General features: G+C 67.8%; 20 protein-coding genes and 1 tRNA gene. 5 read left to right on the top strand and 16 right to left on the bottom strand.

Features of this window, described 5'->3' with window-relative positions:
- Positions 1–22 precede the first annotated feature (22 nt).
- Positions 23–538, bottom strand: a complete 516-nt coding sequence (locus PXH83_RS13900) for a MarR family winged helix-turn-helix transcriptional regulator (RefSeq protein WP_274560375.1) — start codon at positions 536–538, stop codon at positions 23–25.
- Between the two features lie 235 nt (positions 539–773).
- Here PXH83_RS13900 and PXH83_RS13895 point away from each other — a divergent pair, with 235 nt between their 5' ends.
- Entirely contained in the window at positions 774–989 is a 216-nt protein-coding gene (locus PXH83_RS13895) for a hypothetical protein (protein ID WP_274560373.1), read from the top strand.
- Positions 990–1,009: 20 nt separating this feature from the next.
- Here the strand turns inward: PXH83_RS13895 and PXH83_RS13890 are convergent, their stop codons facing one another.
- The 9 genes from PXH83_RS13890 to PXH83_RS13850 all read right to left on the bottom strand — a co-directional run bounded on the left by PXH83_RS13890 (position 1,010) and on the right by PXH83_RS13850 (position 6,333).
- On the bottom strand, positions 1,010–1,846 hold the full coding sequence (locus PXH83_RS13890; protein WP_274560371.1) for a hypothetical protein: 837 nt from the start codon (positions 1,844–1,846) through the stop codon (positions 1,010–1,012).
- Between the two features lie 108 nt (positions 1,847–1,954).
- Positions 1,955–2,818, bottom strand: a complete 864-nt coding sequence (locus tag PXH83_RS13885; RefSeq protein WP_274560369.1) for an RNA polymerase sigma factor SigF — start codon at positions 2,816–2,818, stop codon at positions 1,955–1,957.
- A gap of 210 nt (positions 2,819–3,028) precedes the next feature.
- Positions 3,029–3,889 carry an RNA polymerase sigma factor SigF gene (locus PXH83_RS13880; RefSeq protein ID WP_274560367.1) on the bottom strand — a complete coding sequence of 287 codons (861 nt, stop codon included), beginning with the start codon at positions 3,887–3,889 and terminating at the stop codon, positions 3,029–3,031.
- Between the two features lie 180 nt (positions 3,890–4,069).
- Entirely contained in the window at positions 4,070–4,363 is a 294-nt protein-coding gene (locus PXH83_RS13875; RefSeq protein WP_214921391.1) for a Dabb family protein, read from the bottom strand.
- 43 nt (positions 4,364–4,406) lie between these two features.
- A complete protein-coding gene (locus tag PXH83_RS13870) occupies positions 4,407–4,571 on the bottom strand; it encodes a hypothetical protein (protein WP_274560362.1) in 165 nt (54 codons plus the stop codon).
- Positions 4,572–4,733: 162 nt separating this feature from the next.
- A tRNA-Ser gene (locus PXH83_RS13865) sits at positions 4,734–4,820 on the bottom strand.
- Positions 4,821–4,902: 82 nt separating this feature from the next.
- Positions 4,903–5,331 (bottom strand): tRNA adenosine(34) deaminase TadA, encoded by a 429-nt coding sequence (tadA, locus tag PXH83_RS13860; RefSeq protein ID WP_214921389.1) that lies wholly within the window; start codon positions 5,329–5,331, stop codon positions 4,903–4,905.
- 65 nt (positions 5,332–5,396) lie between these two features.
- Positions 5,397–5,927: a tRNA adenosine deaminase-associated protein gene (locus tag PXH83_RS13855; RefSeq protein WP_274560355.1), complete on the bottom strand. Its 531-nt coding sequence runs from the start codon at positions 5,925–5,927 to the stop codon at positions 5,397–5,399.
- A gap of 205 nt (positions 5,928–6,132) precedes the next feature.
- Positions 6,133–6,333, bottom strand: a complete 201-nt coding sequence (locus PXH83_RS13850) for a hypothetical protein (RefSeq protein ID WP_274562821.1) — start codon at positions 6,331–6,333, stop codon at positions 6,133–6,135.
- Positions 6,334–6,457: 124 nt separating this feature from the next.
- On the opposite strand from PXH83_RS13850, the gene upp reads away from it, so the two are divergent.
- Positions 6,458–7,093, top strand: coding sequence for a uracil phosphoribosyltransferase (upp, locus tag PXH83_RS13845; protein WP_214921387.1), 636 nt, complete (start codon positions 6,458–6,460; stop codon positions 7,091–7,093).
- Here the strand turns inward: upp and PXH83_RS13840 are convergent.
- The 4 genes from PXH83_RS13840 to PXH83_RS13825 all read right to left on the bottom strand — a co-directional run bounded on the left by PXH83_RS13840 (position 7,090) and on the right by PXH83_RS13825 (position 10,083).
- Positions 7,090–8,211, bottom strand: coding sequence for an IS630 family transposase (locus tag PXH83_RS13840; RefSeq protein WP_420803165.1), 1,122 nt, complete (start codon positions 8,209–8,211; stop codon positions 7,090–7,092). The two genes, upp and PXH83_RS13840, sit on opposite strands and share 4 nt — an antisense overlap.
- A 71-nt stretch (positions 8,212–8,282) precedes the next feature.
- A complete protein-coding gene (locus tag PXH83_RS13835) occupies positions 8,283–8,921 on the bottom strand; it encodes a LytR C-terminal domain-containing protein (protein ID WP_274560351.1) in 639 nt (212 codons plus the stop codon).
- A 100-nt stretch (positions 8,922–9,021) separates the two neighbouring features.
- Positions 9,022–9,324 (bottom strand): type II toxin-antitoxin system VapB family antitoxin, encoded by a 303-nt coding sequence (locus tag PXH83_RS13830; protein WP_274560349.1) that lies wholly within the window; start codon positions 9,322–9,324, stop codon positions 9,022–9,024.
- Between the two features lie 159 nt (positions 9,325–9,483).
- On the bottom strand, positions 9,484–10,083 hold the full coding sequence (locus PXH83_RS13825) for an HhH-GPD-type base excision DNA repair protein (RefSeq protein WP_274560346.1): 600 nt from the start codon (positions 10,081–10,083) through the stop codon (positions 9,484–9,486).
- Between the two features lie 147 nt (positions 10,084–10,230).
- Between PXH83_RS13825 and PXH83_RS13820 the strand changes: the two genes are divergently transcribed.
- Positions 10,231–10,653, top strand: coding sequence for an MmpS family transport accessory protein (locus tag PXH83_RS13820; RefSeq protein WP_274560344.1), 423 nt, complete (start codon positions 10,231–10,233; stop codon positions 10,651–10,653).
- Here PXH83_RS13820 and PXH83_RS13815 read toward each other — a convergent pair.
- Both PXH83_RS13815 and PXH83_RS13810 read right to left on the bottom strand, forming a co-directional pair.
- Complete coding sequence (locus tag PXH83_RS13815; RefSeq protein ID WP_274560342.1) at positions 10,637–10,942, bottom strand: DUF397 domain-containing protein; 306 nt, start codon at positions 10,940–10,942, stop codon at positions 10,637–10,639. The genes PXH83_RS13820 and PXH83_RS13815 overlap by 17 nt on opposite strands.
- A complete protein-coding gene (locus PXH83_RS13810; protein ID WP_274562817.1) occupies positions 10,939–11,715 on the bottom strand; it encodes a helix-turn-helix domain-containing protein in 777 nt (258 codons plus the stop codon). The genes PXH83_RS13815 and PXH83_RS13810 overlap by 4 nt, the downstream gene beginning before the upstream one ends.
- A gap of 120 nt (positions 11,716–11,835) precedes the next feature.
- Here PXH83_RS13810 and PXH83_RS13805 point away from each other — a divergent pair, with 120 nt between their 5' ends.
- The gene (locus tag PXH83_RS13805) at positions 11,836–12,243 is read left to right on the top strand and encodes a hypothetical protein (protein WP_274560340.1); all 408 of its coding nucleotides are present in this window, start codon (positions 11,836–11,838) and stop codon (positions 12,241–12,243) included.
- 421 nt (positions 12,244–12,664) lie between these two features.
- Positions 12,665–13,237 (top strand): hypothetical protein, encoded by a 573-nt coding sequence (locus PXH83_RS13800; protein ID WP_274560338.1) that lies wholly within the window; start codon positions 12,665–12,667, stop codon positions 13,235–13,237.
- Positions 13,238–13,280: the final 43 nt, after the last annotated feature.

Here is a 13,280-nt window from a genome sequence, read left to right as displayed (position 1 = left end):
GTAGCCATTGAATTCCTTTGCTTTACGCGGGTGTTGCGGGTGTTGCGGAAGCTGTGTCGTGCTCGTGCTCGTGCTCGCGCTCGTGCTCGAAGTGGTACGGCGCCTTGGCCCGGCAGTCTCCGAAGCTGCTGCGCAGGCGGGCCAGCATGGTGACAAGCTGTCCGACTTCGTCGTCGGACCAGTCCCCGAGTGCGGCGGCGAGCGTCTGGGTGTAGCGCTCGGAGAGTTCCTCCAGGAGCGCCCGGCCCGCCGGGTTCAGCTGCAGGATGCGCGAACGCCTGTCGGCCGGGTCGGGGGCCCGGTCGATCCAGCCGTGGTCTGCCACATGGGCCACGTGCCGGCTGGTCACCGACATGTCGACCGCGAGGAGCTCGGCCAGCCGGCTCATCCGCATCTCGCCGTTGCGGTCGAGGAGGACGAGTACGGCGGCCGATCCTGCCGGGCAGTGGGCGGGAAGGACCCGTGCGAGTTCCCGCTTCACGGCGCCGATGGCACTGAGCTGCCGGGCCAGTTCCGCGTACTGGCTCTGTGCGGCCATCGGCACCTCCGAACATCTTGTTGCTTAGGGCAACCATATAAGCCGTTGGTTGCCACAGGCAAACGAATTCGGGCCTGAGAGGGGTAAAGGAACCCAAAAGGCTCCGTGCACGGCGGGTCAAGGGCGCCCGCGCAGCCGGTAAAGCCGCAGATCACGCGCATCCGGGAGCCTTTAGCGAGCCATCAGGGGGCCAGGGGTGTCGCCGGGTGGGCCCTCTTCGCTAGGGTCCTTCTCCATGGCACACAACCCCCACGCCCCTCAAGGTCCCGAGGGTCACCACGACCCGGCGGGCAGCACCCAGATGTTCCGCGCCTTCGTAGACGACGGCGAACCGCAGCGGCAGCAGCCGGCCGCGGCAGCGTCGTCGGGCGGCCCGAAGACCGGCGTGATCGTCGGCGTCGTAGCCGTCATCGCGATCCTCGCCGCGGTCGCCTGGCTCGCGCTCGGCTGACCGCTCACTGCGCTGACCGCTCACTTCCAGTCGGCGGTGACGTCCTGGGTCTCGACATGCATGCCCAGCGGCACCCGCCAGGCGTCCACGCACACGGTGTACGTCTTCTTCACAGCCGCGCCCGCGGCGATCGGCCCGGGCAGCGGCTGAGTCGACTCCCGGGTGTCCCAGTCGACGCCGAGCGCGCCGATGATGTGCGTCGCGAAGGTGACGGTGCCCGAACGGACCGGTGATCCACCGGTGTTGCGGAACGGCACGGTCACCCTCTCGCACCAGCGCTTGTCGCCGTCCGCCAGCACGGGCGTGCCGAGCTTGAGTGCGGCGGGCGCGGGGGGAGGGGCCGGCGTGGCGGGCGAGGTCGGACCTGTGCCCGTGCCTGTCCCCGGCGATCCGGGCGTATCGGGCTCCGACGGCGTGGCGGGCGTGGTCGGAGCGGTCGGCTTCCCGGGCGTACCGCTGCTGTCGCCGCTGTTGCCACTACCGCCGTCGCCTCCGCCACCGCCCGGTACGTCGGGCAGCCCCGCGCCGCCGTCCTTGCCGGGAGCCTCCGCCCCCGACCCACCGTCGCCGCGCTCGCCGGCGCCTGTGCCCGAGCCGTCGCCCGTGCTCCCGGCCCGCGACTGCCCACGCCCCGCGTCCCCGGAACCGCCCCCGCTGCCCTCGTCGAGCGGCACCAGCTCGACCTTGCCCTCCGGCGGTACGGGCCGCCCCGGCGCACGCTCCGGCGCCGACCCGGCGGCTCCGACCGCCACATAGCCGTCGTCGCTCCCGCCGCCGCACGCGGCCAGCACTCCGCCCAGACACAGCACAACCGCCGCCGTGGCGCCCGTAACAGCGCCTCGGCGGCCGCGTGTCAAACCGCGTGTCAGACCATGCCTCGGACCATGACCCAGACCATGACGTCGCATCGCGCCAGTTTGTCTGACGCTCCGTCAATTGGAAACCCTGTAAACGGGGTCGGTCCGTCAGTCCGCGATCAGGCCTTCCCTGAGCTGCGCGAGCGTCCGTGTCAGCAGCCGCGAGACATGCATCTGCGAGATGCCGACCTCTTCGCCGATCTGGGACTGCGTCATGTTCGCGAAGAACCGCAGCATGATGATCTGGCGTTCGCGCGGCGGGAGTTTGGCCAGCAGCGGCTTGAGGGATTCGCGGTACTCGACGCCCTCAAGCGCCGTGTCCTCGTACCCGAGCCGGTCCGCCAGCGAGCCCTCGCCGCCGTCGTCCTCCGGGGAGGGCGAGTCCAGCGAGCTCGCGGTGTAGGCATTGCCCACCGCGAGGCCGTCGACGACGTCCTCCTCCGACACGCCCAGCACGACGGCGAGTTCGGGAACGGTCGGCGACCTGTCGAGCTTCTGCGCGAGCTCGTCGCTGGCCTTCGTCAGCGCGAGCCGCAGCTCCTGGAGCCGGCGCGGCACTCGCACCGACCAACTGGTGTCGCGGAAGAAGCGCTTGATCTCCCCGACCACCGTCGGCATCGCGAACGTCGGGAATTCCACGCCGCGTTCGCAGTCGAAGCGGTCGATCGCCTTGATCAGGCCGATCGTGCCGACCTGGACGATGTCCTCCATCGGTTCGTTGCGGCTGCGGAACCGGGCCGCGGCGTAACGGACCAGAGGGAGGTTGAGTTCGATGAGCGTGTCCCGTACGTATGTACGGTCCGGGCTGTCCTTGTCCAAGGCGGCAAGCCGCAGGAAGAGCGAGCGGGACAGAGTGCGGGTGTCGATGGCTTCCGGCTGCGACACGAGCGGCGGCGGAGCCACCACGGTGTCGCGCACGGCGGGCACTTCTTCCTTCGTGAGCACCTTCGAGCTGCCCTGTTCTGCGGACATGCCACCCCCTTGAGGTCGCTGACGGTAGCTGCGGGCGCTCCCGTCGGAGGAAGCAGCCTCCACCTGAATACCGGCGGAGTGGCTGCGGCAAACGCGGTTCCAGCAGAATGTCACATGTCGGCAACACGCTGTAGCGCCAAGTCGACAAATCTGCGCAGGAAAGAGGGGGTGTGCGGCTTTTCAGCCAAGTCGGGGTATTACCCGAACGGGTTACGCATCGATTCGATTTGCGGATCTGAGCCGCGCGAAGCTTCTGGCCAGCAGCCTTGACACATGCATTTGCGAAACTCCCAGCTCGGCGCTGATCTGAGATTGAGTCAGGTTGCTGTAGTAGCGCAGCAGCAGGATCCGCTGTTCGCGCTCGGGCAGTTGTACGAGCAGATGCCTGACGAGGTCGCGGTGCTCGACGCCGGCCAGTGCCGGGTCCTCGTACCCGAGACGGTCCAGCAGCCCCGGCAGCCCGTCGCCTTCCTGGGCCGCCTCCAGCGAGGTCGCGTGGTACGACCGCCCCGCCTCGATACAGGCCAGCACCTCGCCCTCGGAGATGCGCAGCCGCTCGGCGATCTCGGCGGTCGTGGGAGACCGGCCGTGGGCCGTCGTGAGGTCCTCGGTGGCCCCGCTGACCTGGACCCACAGCTCGTGCAGCCGGCGAGGCACGTGCACGGTCCTGACGTTGTCGCGGAAGTACCGCTTGATCTCGCCCACGACGGTCGGCATCGCGAACGTCGGGAACTGCACGCCGCGGTCCGGGTCGAAGCGGTCGATCGCGTTGATGAGCCCGATCGTGCCGACCTGTACGACGTCCTCCATCGGCTCGTTGCGGCTGCGGAACCGGGCAGCGGCGTAGCGCACCAGCGGCAGATTCGCCTCGATGAGCGCTCCGCGCACGCGGGCGTGCTCCGGAGTACCCGGGGTCAGGCCCTTGAGTTCGCCGAACAGCACCTGAGTCAGCGCCCTGGTGTCCGCGCCACGGCTCTTGGCGGGGGCGGTCTCAGGCGGGAGCGGGGGCAGCTGCTGGGACTGCTGCTGGACCTGCTGGGGCGGAGCCTGAGGCGCTGTCCTGGCCGGCACGGTCACGCCACCCCTTTTCTCGGTCAATCGCGATCAACCCATCCGTCAAAAGCGGTCATAGCATCACAAGACATGTGCACTGTGTGCAAGCACCGGATAGCTCCGTGTTGACGGCAAGTTGGGGCATACGCATGCAAAAGCCCCGCACCTGTACGGTGCGGGGCCTCGTGTTCCGGGGACTCAGAATTCGTAGTCGGCGATCACCCACGTGGCGAATTCGCGCCACTGTCCGGCGGCCGCCTGGTGGGCCGGGTGTTCGATGTATCGCTTCAGGGCATCGCGGTCCTGGACCGCCGAGTTGATGGCGAAGTCGTACGCGATGGGCCGGTCGGTGATGTTCCAGGCGCACTCCCAGAACTCCAGCTCGGGGACGACCCCGTCAAGCTCCTGGAAGGCCTTCACGCCTGCGACGACGCGCGGCTCGTCGCGCTCGACACCCTCGTTGAGCTTGAAGAGGACCAGATGGCGGATCAAGGGGCACTCCTTCGACGCTGACTTCGATGCGGCGGGCGCCCGTTCACTTGATCAGCGCGGACATGAACTCACCGACGCCCTGGGCGGCACTCGCCACGCCTTCGAACCCTATCTGGACGAGATCGGCCGACCTGTCGGGGTCAGTGATGATCGTGTACAGCACGAAGACGACGACCATATAGAGAGCTATCTTCTTCGTTTGCACCATGCTGTGCGGCCTCCCCGCCGGTACCCTGCGCGCTCGCGTGACGCGGCAGTCTATCCGTACAAACGGCCGGTTCAGGGATGGCCGGATGTGATCACTTACTCAGCGGGAACGAGCGGCCAACACGAAAGCCCCGACTCATCGAGTCGGGGCTTTCGTTCTGAGCGGTAGCGGTGGGATTTGAACCCACGGAGGAGTTGCCCCCTCACACGCTTTCGAGGCGTGCTCCTTAGGCCGCTCGGACACGCTACCGAGAGAGAGCTTAGCCCACGCCGGGCCGTGCTCTGAAATCGGTTGTCCAGCGGTCCCTTCAGCCCTGCCTTCAGCTCTGCCTTCAGCGGTCCCTGAAGAAGGCCGTCAGCTGTGCCGAGCACTCCGCTTCGAGCACCCCGTGGACGACCTCGGGCCGGTGGTTCAGCCTCCGGTCCCGTACGACGTCCCACAGCGACCCCGCCGCGCCCGCCTTCTCGTCGAGCGCGCCGTAGACCACCCTGTCCACCCGCGACTGTACGAGCGCGCCCGCGCACATCGTGCACGGCTCCAGGGTGACGACGAGCGTGCAGCCGGTCAGCCGCCACTCGCCGAGCCGCTCGGCCGCCCTGCGGATGGCCAGCACCTCGGCGTGCGCCGTCGGATCGCCCGTGGCCTCACGCTCGTTGTGCCCCGCCGCGAGCAGCGAGCCGTCCGGGGCCAGCACGACGGCGCCGACCGGCACATCGCCGGCCTCCGCCGCCCGTGCCGCCTCGTCCAGTGCCAGGCGCATGGGCGTCTGCCACCGGTCCCGTACCGGATCTGGGTCAGGTGTTTCTGTTGTCACTGCCGGACTCACTACTGGACGGTCTCCAGGACATCGGCGGCGCCCAGGACGTCGGCGATCTCGGTGAGGGCGTCGGTGCGAAGTGCGAGCAGTTCGTCCTCGGACAGGCCGACGTCCACCAGGATCCTGGTGTCTCCGAGCGGTCCCGTCGGTACGGCGCTGGTGTCGTCCAGCGTGATGTCCTCGTCGTCCTCCTCCGGTTCGCCGTCCTCGGTGCCGTCGAGGTCGACGAGCTCTTCCAGGGCGTCGGGATCCTCGGGGTCCCGGCCGAGCAGTTCGTCGGTGAGCAGGATCTCTCCGTACGAGGAACGGGCGGCCGAGGCCGCGTCCGAGACATAGATGCGCGGGTCCTCCTCGCCGTCCACCCGGACGAGGCCGAACCATGCGTCTTCCTGCTCAATGAAGACGATCACCGTGTCGTCGTCGACCGTGGCCTCGCGGGCCAGATCGGTCAGGTCCGACAGGGTTTCCACGTCGTCGAGCTCCGTGTCGCTCGCTCTCCACCCGTCTTCGGTGCGCGCGAGCAGTGCGGCGATGTACACCGTGACTCTCCCACTGGTCTTGATGAGTGCCGGTTGGAAGTCCTCCCGGCGCCGGAGGGTGTAGCTGGGGGTGGGGGAGAACCGTTTCGCAGCCCTGAGCCCCGCCCACTCGGAATCGTGGCAGAAACAAAGCCTTCGCGAGAGGTCTTCCGCTCTTGCGTCGTGTACCAGTCGTACGAGAAAGCCACGACGGGCCACTGACGGGCTACCAGCGGAAGGTGCGCATCCGCATCTGCTGCCGCATCCGGGCCGCGCGGGCGCGGCGCGGCTGCACGCGGTCGCGCAGTGCCTTGGCCTCGTGCAGTTCGCGCAGGAACTGGGCGCGTCGCCGCCTGCGGTCGGCGCCGCTCCCATCGCTGAGGTCCTGTTCCTGCTCGCCCTGCTCCTCTTGCTCAGCTTCGCGCATCGGCCACCACACCACCCCAATGCTGGGTTTGTCCTCCACCCACCTTCCCTCCGGTCGGCGTGTTGATGCCAGCCCTGGTCGGCACTGATGGGAGCGGGCCGCTGCCCCCGCTACTGTTGACGCCATGCGGATCCATGTCGTCGACCACCCTCTTGTGGCGCACAAACTCACCACGCTGCGCGACAAGCGCACCGACTCCCCGACCTTCCGGCGCCTCGCCGACGAGCTGGTCACCCTGCTCGCGTACGAGGCCACCCGGGACGTGCGCACCGAGCAGGTCGAGATCCAGACCCCGGTGTCGCCGACGGCGGGCGTGAAGCTGTCGTACCCGCGCCCCCTGGTCGTGCCGATCCTGCGGGCCGGTCTCGGCATGCTCGACGGCATGGTGCGGCTGCTGCCGACCGCCGAAGTGGGCTTCCTCGGCATGATCCGCAACGAGGAGACGCTGGAGGCGTCGACCTACGCGACGCGGATGCCGGAGGACCTCTCGGGCCGCCAGGTGTACGTACTGGACCCGATGCTGGCCACCGGCGGCACCCTGGTCGCGGCGATCCGTGAGCTGATCAAGCGCGGTGCGGACGATGTGACGGCGGTTGTGCTGCTGGCGGCGCCGGAGGGTGTCGAGGTCATGGAGCGCGAGCTGGCCGGCACGCCGGTCACCGTGGTCACGGCGTCGATCGACGAGCGCCTGAACGAGCACGGCTACATCGTGCCGGGGCTGGGCGACGCGGGTGACCGGATGTACGGCACGGCGGACTAGTGTCCTGCGCCGGAGATTCGTCGGCAGAAACGGGCGAGCGAGGCGAGGATCTCCTCGGCTGTCTTGGTCCAGATGAACGGCTTGGGGTCTTCGTTCCAGTTCTTGACCCACTTGCGGATGTCGGCTTCGAGGGCTTGGACGTTCTTGTGTGCGCCGCGACGGATCATCTGGTCGGCCAGGAAGCCGAACCACCGCTCGACCTGGTTGATCCACGAGGAGCCGGTCGGGGTGAAATGCAGCTGGAAACGGGGGTGTTTGGCCAGCCACGTTCTGATCGCCGGGGTCTTGTGGGTGCCGTAGTTGTCACAGATCAGGTGGACCTGGAGATGTGCGGGGACCTCCTTGTCGATCCTGACCAGGAACTTCTTGAACTCGGCCGCCCGGTGCCGGCGGTGCAGGGCGCTGATGACCTCACCGGTGGCGACATCGAAAGCGGCGAACAAGGTGGTCAGGCCGTTGCGGACGTAGTCGTGGGTGCGCCGTTCGGGCATCCCGGGCATTATCGGCAGGACCGGCTGGGACCGGTCCAGCGCCTGAATTTGGGACTTCTCGTCCACCGAGAGCACCACCGCGCCCTCGGGCGGGTTGAAGTACAGGCCGACGACGTCGTAGACCTTCTCCACGAACAACGGGTCCGTCGACAGCTTGAACGTGTCCGCCAGGTGCGGCTTGAGCTGGAACTTCCGCCAGATCCGGCCGACGGTGGACTTCGACAGACCGCTGCGGTCCGCCATCGACTTACGCGACCAGTGGGTGGCGTTCTTCGGGAGGTCCTCCAGCGTCGTGACCACGACCGACTCCACCTGGTCGATGCTGATGCTGGGCGGCCGGCCGGGGCGGGGCTCGTCCACCAGCCCGTCCAGCCGCTCGGCGAGGAACCGCCGCCGCCACTTGCGGACCGTGTCCGCGGTCACCCGCAGATCCCGGGCGACCGCCACGATCGGCGGCACCTCCGGCCCCGCGCACGCCAGCACAATCCGTGCGCGCAGGGCCAGCGCCTGGGCCGACGTCGCCCGACGCGTCCACCGCTCCAACACCGCCCGCTCCTCATCACAGAGCAGCAGCGGTTCCAGCTTCGGGCCCCGACGAGGAACTGACGCACCAGCAGCAGAAGTCACACAACAACTAACGATCAACTATTGGCGCAGGACACTAGTAGCAGTTCGTACGTTTCTGAGGCGTACGGTTCTCAGCACTTCCCGGAGGGCGCGGGCGAGGGATTGGCCAGCGTGGCCATGGCCTTGTTCGCGTCCTTCTTGGTGTCCAGCTTCTTGAAGGCCGTGCCGAGGATCAGGTCTACGTCGCTGCCCTCACGCGCGTCCATCTTCTGTACGGCGCCCCTGAGATGCGCACCGAGTACCGGCAGCATGCCGGAAGCCGACTTGGAGGCGCCCAGCAGTATCCCGGCGCCCTTGACCTTCTTCTCGTACTCCGGCGGCGCGTTGCCGACCTTGCCGATCTTGAAGCCGCGTTTCTTGAGCTCGTCGGCGGTGCCCTTGGCGAGGCCGCCGCGCTTCGTCGCGTTGTAGACGTTGACCTTGATCGTGCCCGGCTTGGGCAGCGTGCTCGGGGCTCCGGACGCCGATCCGGACGGCTCGCCCTGTTTGGCGCAGCCCTGCTTCTTGCGGGCGGCCGTCGAGTGCTTCCCGCCCCCTGTGAAGACATCGATGAGCTGCAGCGTCCCCCAGCCGATCAGGCCGAGGGCCACGGCCGAGGCCATCACCGCGAGGATGATCCTTCGTCGGTTCCGGGGGCGTCGCATGCGCGGGTACTTGTCGCCCGTAATGCGGTACTTTCCGCCCATGCCGGGGGGAGTCAGCATGCTCATGAGCGCAGCGTAATGCGACTCGGTGATGATGCCTACTAAATGATCAACCAGTTGGGGCCAGGCCAACCCATAAGGCTCAACCGTCCGGGTCGCCGGACCCTCAGAGTCCGTCGAGTTCCAGGACGCGCGCGTGCAGCACCTGGCGCTGCTGGAGCGCGGCGCGGACGGCGCGGTGCAGCCCGTCCTCCAGATACAGGTCGCCCTGCCACTTCACGACGTGCGCGAAGAGGTCGCCGTAGAACGTCGAGTCCTCGGCGAGGAGCGTCTCAAGATCCAGCTGACCCTTGGTGGTCACGAGCTGATCGAGGCGGACCGGGCGCGGCGCGACATCCGCCCACTGACGGGTGCTTTCCCGGCCATGGTCGGGGTACGGCCGGCCGTTTCCGATGCGCTTGAAGATCACACGGAAAGCCTACCGGGCAAGCGGCTCCGGGCGCAGCCATGAGGCGGGGGCTCAAAGGTCGTATTCAGTGCCAGAACGGGAGTAAACCGTGAGCGGAAGTACGGCGTCCGGTGTGTCCCGCCCTCTATCCGGGCACTCGGCACCCGCGTGCCCGCCCGTCTACGCCTTCTTCTTGGCCGGGGCCGCCGCCTTCGCCGCCCGCTTCGCCTCCTGCTTGAACGCCCGCACCTTCGCCAGCGACTCCGGCCCCGTGATGTCCGCGGCCGACCGGTACGACCCTTCGTCGCCGTACGCCCCGGCCGCCTCCCGCCAGCCCTCCGGCCGTACGCCGAGCTGCTTGCCCAGCAGTGCGAGGAAGATCTGCGACTTCTGCTTGCCGAAGCCGGGCAGGTCGTTCAGGCGGGCCAGCAGCTCCTTGCCGGTGGCGACGTCGCGCCACACCCCCGCCGCGTCCCCGTCGTAGTGCTCCACCAGGTACTGGCACAGCTGCTGCACGCGCTTCGCCATCGAGCCCGGGTAGCGGTGCACGGCCGGTTTCGCCGACAGCAGGTCTACGAAGGCTTCCGGGTCGTACGCGGCGATCTCGTGCGCGTCCAGGTCGTCGCCGCCCATGCGCCGGGCGATCGTGTACGGGCCCGTGAACGCCCACTCCATCGGTACCTGCTGGTCGAGCAGCATGCCGACCAGGGCGGCGAGCGGGCTGCGGCCGAGCAGTTCGTCGGCGTCCGGTTGCTGGGCGAGTCGAATCACGGTGCTCATCTCTCGATGATCAGGCACCGGCGCGGCTCGCGCACACCACACCACCACCCTGTCGGCCTACGCCCCAGGGCGCGTCGGCCTGGCCCGGCGAATGATCGAGAGGCAAGGAACCGCTCCCCTCCGGCCTCTGGAAGGACACCGGCTCTCATGTCCGAACCTCAGTGGGCCCCGCGCGCCGAGAAGCGCCGGGTGTGGCCCTGGGTGCTCCTGGGTTTCGCGGTTGCCATTGTCCTCGGCGTCGTCGCGATCGCCGCGATGGTCTTCAACGAGGCCGACGAGGAGTCGGACCGGAAGATCCGGGTGACGTACGAGGTGACAGGCGACGCGAAGGACGCGTCGATCACCTACACCACCTGGAACAACGGCAACACGTCGTCGAGCAGCGTGTCCGACGTCCGTCTGCCGTGGCGCAAGGAAGTGGAGAGCACGGGCCTTATGAAGGGCGGCTCGCTCGTCGTCACTCTCGGGGAGTCCGGCGGGACGGCCACGTGCTCGGTGACGGTGGACGACAACCCACCGCAAACGTCCACGGCGCGTGGGAAATTCGCGACGGCTACATGTGACGGCTGAGCACGTCGGCGACGAAGGCGGACCAGGCGGCGGGGGTGAGGGTGAGGGCGGGGCGGGTGGTGTCTTTGGAGTCGCGGACGTGGATGGTGTGGGGGCAGGTTGCGACTTCGATGCAGGCCCCATGGTCACCGCTGTGGCTGGACTTGGTCCAGGAGGTGGCGACCTCGATGCAGGCCCCGCCCTGGTCGCCGCTGTAGCTGGACTTGGTCCAGGAGGTGGCCACTTCGACGCACTCGCCGCCTTGGCTGCCGCTGTAGCTGCTCTTGATCCAATTGAGGTCGGTGCTCATAGTGCGTGTGCCACCTGTTCGATCAGCTTCACGGACTCTTCGGGGCTGTGAGCCTGAGCTCGCAGAATGCCATACTTTCCGAACAGGTCTCCCAAGGAAGGCTGTTCGCTTACGAAGTAACTGCCGCTCTGGCCCTCGACGTATGCGAGTTGGCGTCGCTCGGTAGTCTCCAGCAGGGTCATGGGGCCGTCTAGGCCTGCATGAGTCAGTCGGTACGGCGGCATCAGCTGGATCTCGACGTTACGCAGCCGGGCGACGTCGAGGACGTGGTCCAGTTGCTCTTGGAGGACCTGTGGACCGCCGATCGGGCGAGAGAGCGCAGCGAGTTCGAGTACGAAGCCAATGGCTGGCACGGGCTTTCGCTGGAAGAGCTTTTGGCGCTCCAGCCGGGCCGCAACCCGGCCTTCGATCTCCTCGTCGTCCAGCGGCGGATAGTGGCAGCTGAACACTGCGCGTGCGTACGCCTCAATCTGGAGTAGCCCAGGGACTACGTGAGTTACGTACGAGTGCAGGGAGACAGCGTTCGCCTCCTCGTCTACGAATGCCTTGAACCAGGAAGGCAAATGGCTGACTCTCAGCTCTTTCGCTGCGGCTAGGAGTGCACCTTGTGCACCCAGTACCTCGTCTGCGCTCGGGACGAAGGTGCCCTTTGGCGGGCGCTCCCCCCGTTCCACCATGGCTACTTGGGACTTGGAGAAGCCGATGCGACGGCTCAACGCCTCCTGCGAGATTCCTGCACGTTCGCGGTAGAAGCGCAGCAACGAGCCGAACATCTTCGCGTTGCCGGAACTTCGTTCACTGGAGTGCACAACATCCTCCCCAAGTGCACAGACCCTGCACGACCTTCGTGTGGTGCTGGTCACATTCAACTCCCACGCGCAATCGTCTGTTTCATGAACAGAGAAACTCCGCCCTCCTGGGTGCCCGCTTCCGGACACGCGCTGCGACATGCCGGAATCCACTTCGACGCCGTACGCATCGAGGGCATCCTGGGCGAGCAAGCCGCGTACGAAATCCTGCAGTTCACGGACTTCCAGGCCGGGCCGATCGTCCGCGAGGGCACCGGCGCGCGGAACATGTACTTCCTGTTGCCACCGCAAACCGCTGCCGCCCACCGCTGGCCGGCGGGTGTGCGGGCGCTGAGCCGGAACGCGGGGGGCGCGGCGTTCGTCGGCGTACCGGCGATGGACGGAGACACCTGGCCACTGGGGTGGCAGTCGCTGCCTACGGATGAAGTGCCGTTCGTGGACGGCGAATTGTTGCTTGAAATGGTCGAGCGGGCGGTCCGTGCTGTACGGTAACCGCGTCATCACGCTCCGTTATTCGGAGCGGCCCCCGGCGGTGCTTGCGACACCGGCCGAGGACCTACACACCGACTGGATCAGAGGTCCAACGGAATGCTCCGGCATGCTATCGCGCCGTCGCGCGACTACCTCAAGGCCCCGCACGCGATCGTGCGGCATTCACGCCTCAACAACGACGCGAAAATGCTCCTGCTGTACGTCCTCGGGCTCCCCGAGAGCAGGTGCGACAAGCCGCTGAGCGATCACGCCGCCCGGCTCGGGATCAAGCCGCGGGCGTACCAGAAGGCCAAGGCGCTGCTGGTGGAGTGCGGGTTTCTGCGGGAGAACAAGCGGCAGAACGAGCGCGGGCGTTGGGTCACTGAACAGACGCTTACGAACGACGTTGCCGCGTCACCGAGTGCGCAGATGCCGACGGCCGGTGATTCGACCGATCGGGTGGTCGGACACTCTCCTACGGAGGAAGAAGAACAGGAGAAGAACCTCCCCCCCACCCGAAGACGAGCCGGGACCGCTCACCGGCGAACTCGCCGAGGCGGCGAAGGTGTTGCTCTCCCTGCGGCAGACGAACCGGGGCCTGCATCTCGGCGTACGAGAGGCGCAGGGGCTGGCGGAGACGGCGGCGGAGTGGTTGCGGCGCGGGGTTTCGCCGGGGGAGCTGCGGCGGGCGCTCTGCGCGGGGCTGCCGGGGGAGGGGGTGAGGTCGGTGGTCGGGTTCCTGCGGTATCGGCTGGTGCAGAAGATGCCCGAGGTGCCGTCGGTAGCCCGGTTGGTCGCTACGGCGGCGCCTGCGCCCGGCCGGGACCGGGCGGAGCTGGTGCTGTGCGCGGGGCCGGGTGACGACCACGCGTTCCGGCCGGTCGAAGGCGAGACGGTGTGCGGGCTGTGCCGCATGGACGCGGCGGCGAGGGCGGCGGGCTTCGAGCCCGGCCGACGTGCGGAGGTCCCTCTGACGCCATGGCGAGACCGGGTGGCAGCGATCACGACCGCGTGACTCACCGGATAGCAGGTCCTGACATGGCGGCGATAATGGGTCT

Source organism: Streptomyces spiramyceticus (genome assembly GCF_028807635.1).
GTDB lineage: Bacteria > Actinomycetota > Actinomycetes > Streptomycetales > Streptomycetaceae > Streptomyces > Streptomyces spiramyceticus.
Note: the sequence above shows the minus strand (reverse complement) of the source record. Positions and strands in the feature narration are given on the sequence as shown.

Excerpts from the sequence above, each read along its gene's own strand:
- PXH83_RS13900 (WP_274560375.1), bottom strand. The coding sequence starts at position 538 with ATGGCCGCACAGAGCCAGTACGCGGAACTGGCCCGGCAGCTCAGTGCC.
- PXH83_RS13895 (WP_274560373.1), top strand. The coding sequence starts at position 774 with ATGGCACACAACCCCCACGCCCCTCAAGGTCCCGAGGGTCACCACGAC.
- PXH83_RS13885 (WP_274560369.1), bottom strand. The coding sequence starts at position 2,818 with ATGTCCGCAGAACAGGGCAGCTCGAAGGTGCTCACGAAGGAAGAAGTG.
- PXH83_RS13870 (WP_274560362.1), bottom strand. The coding sequence starts at position 4,571 with ATGGTGCAAACGAAGAAGATAGCTCTCTATATGGTCGTCGTCTTCGTG.
- tadA (WP_214921389.1), bottom strand. The coding sequence starts at position 5,331 with ATGCGCCTGGCACTGGACGAGGCGGCACGGGCGGCGGAGGCCGGCGAT.
- PXH83_RS13850 (WP_274562821.1), bottom strand. The coding sequence starts at position 6,333 with ATGCGCGAAGCTGAGCAAGAGGAGCAGGGCGAGCAGGAACAGGACCTC.
- upp (WP_214921387.1), top strand. The coding sequence starts at position 6,458 with ATGCGGATCCATGTCGTCGACCACCCTCTTGTGGCGCACAAACTCACC.
- PXH83_RS13835 (WP_274560351.1), bottom strand. The coding sequence starts at position 8,921 with ATGAGCATGCTGACTCCCCCCGGCATGGGCGGAAAGTACCGCATTACG.
- PXH83_RS13825 (WP_274560346.1), bottom strand. The coding sequence starts at position 10,083 with ATGAGCACCGTGATTCGACTCGCCCAGCAACCGGACGCCGACGAACTG.
- PXH83_RS13820 (WP_274560344.1), top strand. The coding sequence starts at position 10,231 with ATGTCCGAACCTCAGTGGGCCCCGCGCGCCGAGAAGCGCCGGGTGTGG.
- PXH83_RS13815 (WP_274560342.1), bottom strand. The coding sequence starts at position 10,942 with ATGAGCACCGACCTCAATTGGATCAAGAGCAGCTACAGCGGCAGCCAA.
- PXH83_RS13810 (WP_274562817.1), bottom strand. The coding sequence starts at position 11,715 with ATGTTCGGCTCGTTGCTGCGCTTCTACCGCGAACGTGCAGGAATCTCG.
- PXH83_RS13805 (WP_274560340.1), top strand. The coding sequence starts at position 11,836 with ATGAACAGAGAAACTCCGCCCTCCTGGGTGCCCGCTTCCGGACACGCG.